The 14,173-nt window shown below is 44.6% G+C and carries 5 protein-coding genes and 5 rRNA genes; 8 read left to right on the forward strand and 2 right to left on the reverse strand.

What is annotated here, in order from left to right; translation table 11 throughout:
- Nucleotides 1–37: 37 nt before the first annotated feature.
- Both MHB42_RS00055 and rrf (MHB42_RS00060) read left to right on the forward strand, forming a co-directional pair.
- Nucleotides 38–2,966: ribosomal RNA gene (locus MHB42_RS00055) — 23S ribosomal RNA — on the forward strand.
- Nucleotides 2,967–3,067: 101 nt separating this feature from the next.
- A 5S ribosomal RNA gene (rrf, locus tag MHB42_RS00060) occupies nucleotides 3,068–3,183 on the forward strand.
- Between the two features lie 521 nt (nucleotides 3,184–3,704).
- On the opposite strand, the gene MHB42_RS00065 is transcribed toward rrf (MHB42_RS00060), so the two are convergent.
- Nucleotides 3,705–3,833 (reverse strand): hypothetical protein, encoded by a 129-nt coding sequence (locus tag MHB42_RS00065; protein WP_340803713.1) that lies wholly within the window; start codon nucleotides 3,831–3,833, stop codon nucleotides 3,705–3,707.
- 122 nt (nucleotides 3,834–3,955) lie between these two features.
- Nucleotides 3,956–4,129: a transposase gene (locus MHB42_RS00070; RefSeq protein ID WP_340803714.1), complete on the reverse strand. Its 174-nt coding sequence runs from the start codon at nucleotides 4,127–4,129 to the stop codon at nucleotides 3,956–3,958.
- A 547-nt stretch (nucleotides 4,130–4,676) separates the two neighbouring features.
- Here MHB42_RS00070 and MHB42_RS00075 point away from each other — a divergent pair.
- From MHB42_RS00075 to MHB42_RS00100, 6 genes are all read left to right on the forward strand, one after another.
- Nucleotides 4,677–5,570: a patatin-like phospholipase family protein gene (locus MHB42_RS00075; protein ID WP_340803716.1), complete on the forward strand. Its 894-nt coding sequence runs from the start codon at nucleotides 4,677–4,679 to the stop codon at nucleotides 5,568–5,570.
- 297 nt (nucleotides 5,571–5,867) lie between these two features.
- Nucleotides 5,868–7,418: ribosomal RNA gene (locus tag MHB42_RS00080) — 16S ribosomal RNA — on the forward strand.
- Between the two features lie 344 nt (nucleotides 7,419–7,762).
- Nucleotides 7,763–10,691 (forward strand): 23S ribosomal RNA (locus tag MHB42_RS00085).
- A gap of 102 nt (nucleotides 10,692–10,793) precedes the next feature.
- Nucleotides 10,794–10,909: ribosomal RNA gene (gene rrf / locus MHB42_RS00090) — 5S ribosomal RNA — on the forward strand.
- The 16S, 23S and 5S rRNA genes sit together here, the layout of an rRNA operon.
- Before the next feature lie 281 nt (nucleotides 10,910–11,190).
- Nucleotides 11,191–12,654 carry an IMP dehydrogenase gene (gene guaB, locus MHB42_RS00095; protein WP_340803717.1) on the forward strand — a complete coding sequence of 488 codons (1,464 nt, stop codon included), beginning with the start codon at nucleotides 11,191–11,193 and terminating at the stop codon, nucleotides 12,652–12,654.
- Between the two features lie 141 nt (nucleotides 12,655–12,795).
- The gene (locus MHB42_RS00100; RefSeq protein ID WP_340803718.1) at nucleotides 12,796–14,127 is read left to right on the forward strand and encodes a D-alanyl-D-alanine carboxypeptidase family protein; all 1,332 of its coding nucleotides are present in this window, start codon (nucleotides 12,796–12,798) and stop codon (nucleotides 14,125–14,127) included.
- Nucleotides 14,128–14,173 lie beyond the last annotated feature (46 nt).

Genomic DNA, 14,173 nt, shown 5'->3' on the forward strand with positions numbered 1-14,173 from the left:
AGCTGACGCTGGATAACGATGTATATCGAAAGCCGACGGTTAAGTTATTAAGGGCGCACGGCGAATGCCTTGGCACTAGGAGCCGAAGAAGGACGGCACTAACACCGATATGCTTCGGGGAGCTGTAAGTGAGCTTTGATCCGGAGATTTCCGAATGGGGGAACCCACTACGTTTAATGGCGTAGTATCTTGACGTGAATACATAGCGTCTTGAAGGCAGACCCAGGGAACTGAAACATCTAAGTACCTGGAGGAAGAGAAAGAAAAATCGATTCCCTGAGTAGCGGCGAGCGAAACGGGAAGAGCCCAAACCAAGAGGCTTGCCTCTTGGGGTTGTAGGACACTCTATACGGAGTTACAAAAGAGCGAGTTAGATGAAGCGACTTGGAAAGGTCCGCCAGAGCAGGTAATAGCCCTGTAGTCGAAAGTTCGTTCTCTCCTGAGTGGATCCTGAGTACGGCGGAACACGTGAAATTCCGTCGGAATCCGGGAGGACCATCTCCCAAGGCTAAATACTACCTAGTGACCGATAGTGAACCAGTACCGTGAGGGAAAGGTGAAAAGCACCCCGGGAGGGGAGTGAAAGAGAACCTGAAACCGTGTGCCTACAAGTAGTTAGAGCCCGTTCATGGGTGATAGCGTGCCTTTTGTAGAATGAACCGGCGAGTTACGATTACGTGCAAGGTTAAGCTGTAGAAGGCGGAGCCGCAGCGAAAGCGAGTCTGAATAGGGCGAAGTAGTACGTGGTCGTAGACCCGAAACCAGGTGATCTACCCATGTCCAGGGTGAAGGTAAGGTAACACTTACTGGAGGCCCGAACCCACGCACGTTGAAAAGTGCGGGGATGAGGTGTGGGTAGCGGAGAAATTCCAATCGAACTTGGAGATAGCTGGTTCTCTCCGAAATAGCTTTAGGGCTAGCCTCGTGATGAGAATACTGGAGGTAGAGCACTGTTTGGACTAGGGGGCCATCCCGGTTTACCGAATTCAGACAAACTCCGAATGCCAGATATTTATACACGGGAGTCAGACTGCGAGTGATAAGATCCGTAGTCAAAAGGGAAACAGCCCAGACCACCAGCTAAGGTCCCAAAGTAATCGTTAAGTGGAAAAGGATGTGGCGTTGCACAGACAACCAGGATGTTGGCTTAGAAGCAGCCATCATTTAAAGAGTGCGTAATAGCTCACTGGTCGAGTGACGCTGCGCCGAAAATGTATCGGGGCTAAACGATTCACCGAAGCTGTGGATTGACATCTACGATGTCAGTGGTAGGAGAGCGTTCTAAGGGCGTTGAAGTCAGACCGGAAGGACTGGTGGAGCGCTTAGAAGTGAGAATGCCGGTATGAGTAGCGAAAGACGGGTGAGAATCCCGTCCACCGTATGACTAAGGTTTCCTGAGGAAGGCTCGTCCGCTCAGGGTTAGTCGGGACCTAAGCCGAGGCCGATAGGCGTAGGCGATGGACAACAGGTTGATATTCCTGTACCACCTCCTCACCGTTTGAGAAATGGGGGGACGCAGGAGGATAGGGTAAGCGCGCTGTTGGAAATGCGCGTCCAAGCAGTAAGGCGTGTGTGTAGGCAAATCCGCACACTGTAACGCCAAGCTGTGATGGCGAGTCCGTATGGACGAAGTTCCTGATTTCACACTGCCAAGAAAAGCCTCTATCGAGGTGAGAGGTGCCCGTACCGCAAACCGACACAGGTAGTCGAGGAGAGAATCCTAAGGTGTGCGAGAGAACTCTCGTTAAGGAACTCGGCAAAATGACCCCGTAACTTCGGGAGAAGGGGTGCTCTGTTAGGGTGAAAGCCCGAGAGAGCCGCAGTGAATAGGCCCAGGCGACTGTTTAGCAAAAACACAGGTCTCTGCAAAACCGTAAGGTGACGTATAGGGGCTGACGCCTGCCCGGTGCTGGAAGGTTAAGAGGAGTGGTTAGCGCAAGCGAAGCTACGAATTGAAGCCCCAGTAAACGGCGGCCGTAACTATAACGGTCCTAAGGTAGCGAAATTCCTTGTCGGGTAAGTTCCGACCCGCACGAAAGGCGTAACGATCTGGGCACTGTCTCAACGAGAGACTCGGTGAAATTATAGTACCTGTGAAGATGCAGGTTACCCGCGACAGGACGGAAAGACCCCGTGGAGCTTTACTGTAGCCTGATATTGAATTTTGGTACAACTTGTACAGGATAGGTAGGAGCCAGAGATCTCGGAGCGCCAGCTTCGAAGGAGGCGTCGGTGGGATACTACCCTGGTTGTATTGAAATTCTAACCCATGCCCCTTAGCGGGGCAGGAGACAGTGTCAGGCGGACAGTTTGACTGGGGCGGTCGCCTCCTAAAAGGTAACGGAGGCGCCCAAAGGTTCCCTCAGAATGGTTGGAAATCATTCGTAGAGTGTAAAGGCACAAGGGAGCTTGACTGCGAGACCGACAAGTCGAGCAGGGTCGAAAGACGGGCTTAGTGATCCGGTGGTTCCGCATGGAAGGGCCATCGCTCAACGGATAAAAGCTACCCCGGGGATAACAGGCTTATCTCCCCCAAGAGTCCACATCGACGGGGAGGTTTGGCACCTCGATGTCGGCTCATCGCATCCTGGGGCTGTAGTCGGTCCCAAGGGTTGGGCTGTTCGCCCATTAAAGCGGTACGCGAGCTGGGTTCAGAACGTCGTGAGACAGTTCGGTCCCTATCCGTCGTGGGCGTAGGAAATTTGAGAGGAGCTGTCCTTAGTACGAGAGGACCGGGATGGACACACCGCTGGTGTACCAGTTGTCTTGCCAAAGGCATCGCTGGGTAGCTATGTGTGGACGGGATAAGTGCTGAAAGCATCTAAGCATGAAGCCCCCCTCAAGATGAGATTTCCCATTACGCAAGTAAGTAAGATCCCTCAAAGACGATGAGGTAGATAGGTTCGAGGTGGAAGTGTGGCGACACATGGAGCTGACGAATACTAATCGATCGAGGACTTAACCAAAACCAGTTTGACGCAATTCAATGCCCGTTTATCCAGTTTTGAAAGAATAATTCTTTCAACCAAAAGAGAGCTTCAAGCTACAAATTGAAGGTCAAATATAGTCTAGTGATAATGGCAAAGAGGTCACACCCGTTCCCATCCCGAACACGGAAGTTAAGCTCTTTCGCGCCGATGGTAGTTGGGGGCTTCCCCCTGTGAGAGTAGGACATCGCTAGGCAATCTATATAGAAAAGCAGTTAGCTAAATGCTGGCTGTTTTTTTATTTTGATTCTTGTTGTTTTTATGATAGTGCCACCCCTGATCGGAATGAATCGTTGTTCGATATTGCATACACATTTGAAGAATTGGAAATGCTTGTTTGAGTGAATAGATCACGAACTCAAGTATTGGGCGTTTAGCCATACTCAAACCAACAATTTCTCCGCTATATAAATTCAATAATTGGGCTCAAATAAAGCTTTTCATTGTCTGTACATTTGAATTCTGTTACATCAGTCACTAGTTTTTGAAGGGCTATGGTGTGTTGAAACGTTTTTTTGCCACTTTCCTCACAGCCCTTTTATACGATTGATAACGAGATTTACACACGAATTTCATGTATTTAAAGTTCAAATTCTGCATAATGCGTTGTACTTTTTAATGTTTGATTGTGTGTCCTTGCGCTTTTAATTCCGCATGAATGTAACGATATCTATATCTACCTTCATGCTTCTCAAAAGTTTTTAGAATCAATGTTTTTCAAGCTTGATTCGGATTGTCCAACTGTAGCTGCTTCATGTGATAATGGTATGTGGCTTCAGGTATATCCACCTGTTGGAAAACACCTTTTAATCGGAATCGTTCTGCTTTATGTTCAAAGGTAATCACTGCTTGTGCTTTTTGAGGAAGGCATCCGGGTTCTCTCGAAAAGCCTTCCACTTTTTTTAATACGCAACCTCCAGACAAAGCAGTTCATTTCCAGATGGCAATTAAACTAGGGTTATTCATAATTAAATTGAATCGCTGTTGCCACTTCGTCCCAATTTTTTAAAGACATGTCCCCAATGTCTTACTTGAGATTTTGCAGCGATTCTATATTTCCTCGCAATGACTCGATAACTTAATGGACTATTTAAATAATCTTGTACCACCATGAATTTAAACTCTTCACTATATTTAGCCATAGAAAAACACCCCAAAACAAAGGTCTAATATGCTTATTTTTGAAAGTAGTAAATAGTTGCCCAGTATCGAATGCAATATGGCATCCTTCCTTATTACAATGTCAAAGTGCATTCTCAAAAATTTTAGGTATTATCACCATCTGCTTCTTAAATATTTGGTGATTCAAAATCTTTAATTGTAAATAGCTTGGTTATTCTGTTTAAAAGCTTTGTGTAGCATTGCTTGCCGTAGCAATAAATGTAATTTAAAATGATTTATTTTATTTAAATATTTATAATAATACTTATCGAAATAGGCTTTATCTTCCAAATGCAACAAACCAAACTGTACTTCTTTTATTGTAGATTCTTATTTTACAAATATGATGATGGTGTAAATGAAGTTTTGAAAGTCGCATTTCACTTATTACATAAAACTTATGTTTATCAATCAACATTTTATCTATATGTATAACTTTTATTTCTGACAAGAAAGTATAGAATTTGGTTCTAATCGACATGACCTGCTCTTATACTGTAAAGATTACGTGAAAAAGGAGAGGGAATTTTGTGGATTGATGGTGTGTTTTCTGGTGGAGGTTTGAAAGGATTTGCATTAGTAGGGGCATATCAAGTGTTAGAAGCTGAAAATTTCCGATTTAAACGTGTGGCTGGTACAAGTGCAGGCGCGATTCTAGCTGCCTTTATTGCTGCAGGATATAGTGGTAAAGAGATTGAAATAATGCTAGAAGAACTAGATATACCTTCATTATTAGATCCAAGAAGAACATTCTTTCCTTTTCCGTTTATGAAATGGATAAATGTATATAATCATTTAGGCTTGTACAAAGGTAAAGCATTAGAAAAATGGTTTTTCAAAAAATTATCAGAAAAAGGTGTATATACTTTTGGTGATTTACCTAAAGACTCTTTAAAATTAGTAGCGTCAGATTTAACAAATGGCAGAATGATTGTGTTGCCAGATGACTTGCATAAATACCATATTGATGCCGAAAACTTTTCTGTTGCCTGCGCATTACGTATGAGTTGTGGCATACCATTCTTTTTTGAACCAGTTACATTAAAAAATGGTAGAGGCGAATCAATCATTGTTGATGGCGGTGTTTTAAGTAATTTCCCATTATGGATATTTGATGATAGAGAGGGACGAAAAGCAAGGCCAATTTTAGGTCTAAAACTTAGTAGAAGAAGAGAAGAACAATGTCCTCATGAAATAAAAAATGGTTTGAATTTATTTGAAGCATTATTTTCAACTATGAAAGATGCACATGATGAACGATATATATCAAGACGACATGAGAGAGAGATTATTTTTATTCCTGTAGAAGATTATAGTGCAACTCAATTTGATTTGAATGAAGAAACAAAAGAAACGCTATTAGAAATAGGAAGAAATCGTACGATTCAATTTTTAAGAAATTGGCCGAGGTTCAGGTTATAAAAAATTATATAAAACTATTGACCATTCATAAACAAGGTGTTATTATATAAGAGTTGCTGCTGAAACAGTAACTACTAAAATAAAAAATAACTGTTTGACAAAGAATATAGAACATGTTATTATATAAAAGTTAACTCTTAATAAAGAGGTAACACTTATAAATGAACCTTGAAAACTGAACAAGCAAAACGTAATCAATAAATTTTAGTAGCTTACTTTAGTAAGTGAACGAAATAATTTTGGACATCGAATGAAGATGAGATGCCAGCAAAACAATTTGAGCAAATCAAATTTCTTTTTATGGAGAGTTTGATCCTGGCTCAGGACGAACGCTGGCGGCGTGCCTAATACATGCAAGTCGAGCGAACAGAGGAGGAGCTTGCTCCTCTGACGTTAGCGGCGGACGGGTGAGTAACACGTGGGTAACCTACCCTGTAGTTGGGGATAACTCCGGGAAACCGGGGCTAATACCGAATGATACTTGGAAACACATGTTTTTGAGTTGAAAGATGGTTCTGCTATCGCTACAGGATGGACCCGCGGCGCATTAGCTAGTTGGTGAGGTAACGGCTCACCAAGGCGACGATGCGTAGCCGACCTGAGAGGGTGATCGGCCACACTGGGACTGAGACACGGCCCAGACTCCTACGGGAGGCAGCAGTAGGGAATCTTCCACAATGGGCGAAAGCCTGATGGAGCAACGCCGCGTGAGTGAAGAAGGTTTTCGGATCGTAAAACTCTGTTGTAAGGGAAGAACAAGTACAGTAGTAACTGGCTGTACCTTGACGGTACCTTATTAGAAAGCCACGGCTAACTACGTGCCAGCAGCCGCGGTAATACGTAGGTGGCAAGCGTTGTCCGGAATTATTGGGCGTAAAGCGCGCGCAGGCGGTCCTTTAAGTCTGATGTGAAAGCCCACGGCTCAACCGTGGAGGGTCATTGGAAACTGGGGGACTTGAGTGCAGAAGAGGAAAGTGGAATTCCAAGTGTAGCGGTGAAATGCGTAGAGATTTGGAGGAACACCAGTGGCGAAGGCGACTTTCTGGTCTGTAACTGACGCTGAGGCGCGAAAGCGTGGGGAGCAAACAGGATTAGATACCCTGGTAGTCCACGCCGTAAACGATGAGTGCTAAGTGTTAGGGGGTTTCCGCCCCTTAGTGCTGCAGCTAACGCATTAAGCACTCCGCCTGGGGAGTACGGTCGCAAGACTGAAACTCAAAGGAATTGACGGGGGCCCGCACAAGCGGTGGAGCATGTGGTTTAATTCGAAGCAACGCGAAGAACCTTACCAGGTCTTGACATCCCGTTGACCACTGTAGAGATATAGTTTCCCCTTCGGGGGCAACGGTGACAGGTGGTGCATGGTTGTCGTCAGCTCGTGTCGTGAGATGTTGGGTTAAGTCCCGCAACGAGCGCAACCCTTGATCTTAGTTGCCATCATTTAGTTGGGCACTCTAAGGTGACTGCCGGTGACAAACCGGAGGAAGGTGGGGATGACGTCAAATCATCATGCCCCTTATGACCTGGGCTACACACGTGCTACAATGGACGATACAAACGGTTGCCAACTCGCGAGAGGGAGCTAATCCGATAAAGTCGTTCTCAGTTCGGATTGTAGGCTGCAACTCGCCTACATGAAGCCGGAATCGCTAGTAATCGCGGATCAGCATGCCGCGGTGAATACGTTCCCGGGCCTTGTACACACCGCCCGTCACACCACGAGAGTTTGTAACACCCGAAGTCGGTGAGGTAACCTTTTGGAGCCAGCCGCCGAAGGTGGGATAGATGATTGGGGTGAAGTCGTAACAAGGTAGCCGTATCGGAAGGTGCGGCTGGATCACCTCCTTTCTAAGGATATTTTCGGAATACAAACCTTGGGTTTGTACGATTACGTTTTGCTGTTCAGTTTTGAAGGTTCATTCTTCTGAATGAAATACTTCAAAATCATGTACTCCTGTTATTCTCAACAATAGAAGCAGGTAGTAGCTTTGTTCTTTGAAAACTGGATAAAACGACATTGAAATTGTAACAAACACATTTATTTTTTAAGTTTTTTAGGCTTAATAATTTAAGGGTTTTGAGATACGAGTTAGACAAGGAAGCGATTGAGTGAGTAAAGGAGCGTACCTCTGTACGTGACTGAGCGAGCGAATGAAGCTGACGCTGGATAACGACGTATATCGAAAGCCGACGGTTAAGTTATTAAGGGCGCACGGCGAATGCCTTGGCACTAGGAGCCGAAGAAGGACGGCACTAACACCGATATGCTTCGGGGAGCTGTAAGTGAGCTTTGATCCGGAGATTTCCGAATGGGGGAACCCACTACGTTTAATGGCGTAGTATCTTGACGTGAATACATAGCGTCTTGAAGGCAGACCCAGGGAACTGAAACATCTAAGTACCTGGAGGAAGAGAAAGAAAAATCGATTCCCTGAGTAGCGGCGAGCGAAACGGGAAGAGCCCAAACCAAGAGGCTTGCCTCTTGGGGTTGTAGGACACTCTATACGGAGTTACAAAAGAGCGAGTTAGATGAAGCGACTTGGAAAGGTCCGCCAGAGCAGGTAATAGCCCTGTAGTCGAAAGTTCGTTCTCTCCTGAGTGGATCCTGAGTACGGCGGAACACGTGAAATTCCGTCGGAATCCGGGAGGACCATCTCCCAAGGCTAAATACTACCTAGTGACCGATAGTGAACCAGTACCGTGAGGGAAAGGTGAAAAGCACCCCGGGAGGGGAGTGAAAGAGAACCTGAAACCGTGTGCCTACAAGTAGTTAGAGCCCGTTCATGGGTGATAGCGTGCCTTTTGTAGAATGAACCGGCGAGTTACGATTACGTGCAAGGTTAAGCTGTAGAAGGCGGAGCCGCAGCGAAAGCGAGTCTGAATAGGGCGAAGTAGTACGTGGTCGTAGACCCGAAACCAGGTGATCTACCCATGTCCAGGGTGAAGGTAAGGTAACACTTACTGGAGGCCCGAACCCACGCACGTTGAAAAGTGCGGGGATGAGGTGTGGGTAGCGGAGAAATTCCAATCGAACTTGGAGATAGCTGGTTCTCTCCGAAATAGCTTTAGGGCTAGCCTCGTGATGAGAATACTGGAGGTAGAGCACTGTTTGGACTAGGGGGCCATCCCGGTTTACCGAATTCAGACAAACTCCGAATGCCAGATATTTATACACGGGAGTCAGACTGCGAGTGATAAGATCCGTAGTCAAAAGGGAAACAGCCCAGACCACCAGCTAAGGTCCCAAAGTAATCGTTAAGTGGAAAAGGATGTGGCGTTGCACAGACAACCAGGATGTTGGCTTAGAAGCAGCCATCATTTAAAGAGTGCGTAATAGCTCACTGGTCGAGTGACGCTGCGCCGAAAATGTATCGGGGCTAAACGATTCACCGAAGCTGTGGATTGACATCTACGATGTCAGTGGTAGGAGAGCGTTCTAAGGGCGTTGAAGTCAGACCGGAAGGACTGGTGGAGCGCTTAGAAGTGAGAATGCCGGTATGAGTAGCGAAAGACGGGTGAGAATCCCGTCCACCGTATGACTAAGGTTTCCTGAGGAAGGCTCGTCCGCTCAGGGTTAGTCGGGACCTAAGCCGAGGCCGATAGGCGTAGGCGATGGACAACAGGTTGATATTCCTGTACCACCTCCTCACCGTTTGAGAAATGGGGGGACGCAGGAGGATAGGGTAAGCGCGCTGTTGGTAATGCGCGTCCAAGCAGTAAGGTGTGTGTGTAGGCAAATCCGCACACTGTAACGCCAAGCTGTGATGGCGAGTCCGTATGGACGAAGTTCCTGATTTCACACTGCCAAGAAAAGCCTCTATCGAGGTGAGAGGTGCCCGTACCGCAAACCGACACAGGTAGTCGAGGAGAGAATCCTAAGGTGTGCGAGAGAACTCTCGTTAAGGAACTCGGCAAAATGACCCCGTAACTTCGGGAGAAGGGGTGCTCTGTTAGGGTGAAAGCCCGAGAGAGCCGCAGTGAATAGGCCCAGGCGACTGTTTAGCAAAAACACAGGTCTCTGCAAAACCGTAAGGTGACGTATAGGGGCTGACGCCTGCCCGGTGCTGGAAGGTTAAGAGGAGTGGTTAGCGCAAGCGAAGCTACGAATTGAAGCCCCAGTAAACGGCGGCCGTAACTATAACGGTCCTAAGGTAGCGAAATTCCTTGTCGGGTAAGTTCCGACCCGCACGAAAGGCGTAACGATCTGGGCACTGTCTCAACGAGAGACTCGGTGAAATTATAGTACCTGTGAAGATGCAGGTTACCCGCGACAGGACGGAAAGACCCCGTGGAGCTTTACTGTAGCCTGATATTGAATTTTGGTACAACTTGTACAGGATAGGTAGGAGCCAGAGATCTCGGAGCGCCAGCTTCGAAGGAGGCGTCGGTGGGATACTACCCTGGTTGTATTGAAATTCTAACCCATGCCCCTTAGCGGGGCAGGAGACAGTGTCAGGCGGACAGTTTGACTGGGGCGGTCGCCTCCTAAAAGGTAACGGAGGCGCCCAAAGGTTCCCTCAGAATGGTTGGAAATCATTCGTAGAGTGTAAAGGCACAAGGGAGCTTGACTGCGAGACCGACAAGTCGAGCAGGGTCGAAAGACGGGCTTAGTGATCCGGTGGTTCCGCATGGAAGGGCCATCGCTCAACGGATAAAAGCTACCCCGGGGATAACAGGCTTATCTCCCCCAAGAGTCCACATCGACGGGGAGGTTTGGCACCTCGATGTCGGCTCATCGCATCCTGGGGCTGTAGTCGGTCCCAAGGGTTGGGCTGTTCGCCCATTAAAGCGGTACGCGAGCTGGGTTCAGAACGTCGTGAGACAGTTCGGTCCCTATCCGTCGTGGGCGTAGGAAATTTGAGAGGAGCTGTCCTTAGTACGAGAGGACCGGGATGGACACACCGCTGGTGTACCAGTTGTCTTGCCAAAGGCATCGCTGGGTAGCTATGTGTGGACGGGATAAGTGCTGAAAGCATCTAAGCATGAAGCCCCCCTCAAGATGAGATTTCCCATTACGCAAGTAAGTAAGATCCCTCAAAGACGATGAGGTAGATAGGTTCGAGGTGGAAGTGTGGCGACACATGGAGCTGACGAATACTAATCGATCGAGGACTTAACCAAAACCAGTTTGACGCAATTCAATGCACCGTTTATCCAGTTTTGAAAGAATAATTCTTTCAACCAAAAGAGAGCTTCAAGCTACAAATTGAAGGTCAAATATAGTCTAGTGATAATGGCAAAGAGGTCACACCCGTTCCCATCCCGAACACGGAAGTTAAGCTCTTTCGCGCCGATGGTAGTTGGGGGCTTCCCCCTGTGAGAGTAGGACATCGCTAGGCAATCTATATAGAAAAGCAGTCAGCTAAACGCTGGTTGCTTTTTTATTTTTAAGAAATTTGTTTATAATTTAAAGAAAATATTGCAAAACTTGCTTATTCTATCATCATATATTTTCTATTATAAAATACTTTTTGCATTGCTATTTAGTTGGAATTTTTGATTAGATTTACTATGATTAAAAATCTGAATTGTCTTTCTTTTAGAAGTTTCTTGACAGTAGCAGTCCACGTTGTTAATCTTACAATTAATATTCTTTTAACCATAGGAGGAAGTTACGAAAATGTGGGAAACTAAATTTGCCAAAGAAGGTTTAACTTTTGATGATGTATTATTAGTACCAGCTCATTCCGAAGTATTACCGAAAGATGTTGATTTATCTGTTCAACTAACGCCAAAGATTAAATTAAATATTCCGTTGGTCAGTGCAGGTATGGATACAGTGACAGAGTCTAAAATGGCAATTGCTATGGCACGCCAAGGTGGTATCGGTATTATCCATAAAAATATGGGAATCGATGAGCAAGCTGAACAAGTAGAAAAAGTAAAACGTTCTGAAAATGGTGTTATTACAAACCCATTCTTCTTAACTCCGACTCATCAAGTTTTCGATGCTGAGCACTTAATGGGGAAATATAGAATCTCTGGTGTACCTATTGTAGATAGCATGGAAAACCAAAAGCTTGTAGGGATTATTACAAACCGTGACTTACGTTTTATCTCTGACTATTCTTTAAAAATTGAAGATGTTATGACAAAAGAGGATTTAATTACAGCACCTATTGGGACAACTTTAGAAGATGCTGAAAAAATTCTTCAACAATATAAAATCGAAAAACTTCCAATTGTCGATGAAGAAGGTCGATTAACTGGACTTATCACAATTAAAGACATTGAAAAAGTGATTGAATTCCCGAACGCTGCTAAAGATACACATGGTCGTTTACTTGTAGGTGCAGCTGTTGGTGTATCAAAGGATACAATGGTACGTATTGAGAAGCTTGTAGAAGCACAAGTTGATATTGTTGTAATCGATACAGCACATGGTCACTCAGAAGGTGTGTTACAAACAATTCGTTCTATCCGTGAAACATATCCAGAGCTAGAAATTATCGCTGGTAATGTAGCAACTGCAGAAGGTGCGCGTGCATTGTTTGAAGCTGGTGCAGATGTTGTGAAAGTTGGTATTGGTCCTGGCTCTATATGTACTACACGTGTAGTTGCTGGCGTAGGTGTACCGCAAATTACAGCAGTTTATGATTGTGCTACAGTAGCTCGTGAGCTTGGTAAAACAATTATTGCCGATGGTGGTATTAAATACTCTGGTGATATCGTAAAAGCTTTAGCTGCTGGTGGGAATATTGTTATGCTTGGTTCATTGCTTGCAGGTACATCTGAATCTCCAGGAGAAACAGAAATTTTCCAAGGTCGTCGCTTCAAAGTTTATCGTGGTATGGGCTCAATTGGGGCAATGGAAAAAGGTTCAAAGGATCGTTACTTCCAAGAAGATGCGAAAAAATTAGTGCCAGAAGGTATTGAGGGACGTCTTCCATATAAAGGACCTCTAGCTGATACAGTTTACCAATTAATCGGTGGTATTCGTGCTGGTATGGGCTACTGTGGAGCACCAAATCTTGAATATCTACGAGAAAATGCACAGTTTGTTAAAATGACAGGTGCAGGTCTACGTGAATCGCATCCACATGATGTACAAATTACAAAAGAATCGCCAAATTATTCAATGTAATATATTGCTTGCAACTTTTATGCTTTCGCTTCGTCTACAAAGATGGCGCGAAGGCATTTTTTTATGGTAGAGAGTCAACACGTTGATAGCTATCTATGATAAAATGTCGAGGACAAGATTATTTTTTGGAGGGCTTTCAAGGTGAAAAAGAAAATAAGCACCGTATTACGCTTACTCCTAATTCCTGTTTTGCTATTAAGCGTGTTTGCTGGTATCCCTACACAGGCAAATGCAGAAACAGATTTAGGATTAACAGTGGATGCTGCGATTTTAATTGACGCAGACTCAGGGAAAATTTTATATGAACAAAATGCAGATACTTCGCTAGGTATCGCAAGTATGACAAAAATGATGACTGAATACCTGTTATTGGACGCAATTAATGCAGGGACAGTTAAATGGGACCAAGAGTATCATGTAACAGATTATACGTATCGTATGTCGCAAAATCGTGCATTAAGTAATGTACCTTTACGTAGAGATGGATCTTATACGATTCGTGAATTATATGAGGCAATGGTTATTTATTCAGCGAATGCAGCAACAGTAGCGATTGCAGAAACAATTGCAGGCTCTGAAACTGAGTTTTTAAAGTTAATGAATAAAAAGGCGGAAGAACTTGGTTTAGAGAACTACAAATTTGTAAATGCTACGGGTCTTAATAATGCTGATTTATTTGGTATGCATCCATCAGGCACAGGACCAAAGGATGAAAATGTGATGCCTGCTAAATCTGTAGCAAAACTGGCATATCATTTGTTAAAAGATCATCCAAATGTGTTAGAAACGTCTAGCATTGCTAAGAAGATATTCCGTGAAGGTACAGAGGATGCTATTAAAATGTCTAACTGGAACTTTATGCTGCCTGGGTTAATCTATGAGTATCAAGGAGTAGATGGATTAAAAACGGGTACAACAGACTTTGCAGGTCATAGTTTTACAGGAACTGCAAAGCGTAATGATACACGTTTAATTGCAGTTGTGATGAAAGCTGTTGATGCAAATGGTGTGGGTTCATATGAAGCACGTTTCGATGCAACAGCAAAATTATTTAACTATGGCTTTTCACAATTTTCAAAAGAGGAAATTTTACCAGCCAACTATACATTTAAAGATCAAAAAACAGTAAAAGTAACAAAAGGGAAAGAAGATAAAGTAGAGATTGCTGTAAAAGAGCCTATTTCATTTATGGTGAAATCTTCTGATAAAGATTTATATAAACCTACACTTGTTTTAGATAAAAAGAGCTTAGAAGCAGGTGTTAAAAAAGATACTGTTGTAGGGAAAGTTGTTCTTGAGCGCACAGAAGGCACAGATTACGGCTTTATCGATGGGAAGGATATTTCATCTGATGTTGTAACAACAACCGCTGTAGAGCGTGCTGGGCGTATCTCATTATTCTTCCAAGGCGTTGGTAACTTCTTCGGCAATTTATGGGGAGGCATTTCAGACTTTGTTGGAGGCTTATTTTAATAATTAATACTAGGGCACATGATTGTTTTCAAACATTCATGTGCTT

This window comes from Lysinibacillus sp. FSL K6-0232 (genome assembly GCF_038008325.1).
Classification (GTDB): domain Bacteria; phylum Bacillota; class Bacilli; order Bacillales_A; family Planococcaceae; genus Lysinibacillus.

Excerpts from the sequence above, each read along its gene's own strand:
- MHB42_RS00070 (WP_340803714.1), bottom strand. The coding sequence starts at position 4,129 with ATGGCTAAATATAGTGAAGAGTTTAAATTCATGGTGGTACAAGATTAT.
- guaB (WP_340803717.1), top strand. The coding sequence starts at position 11,191 with ATGTGGGAAACTAAATTTGCCAAAGAAGGTTTAACTTTTGATGATGTA.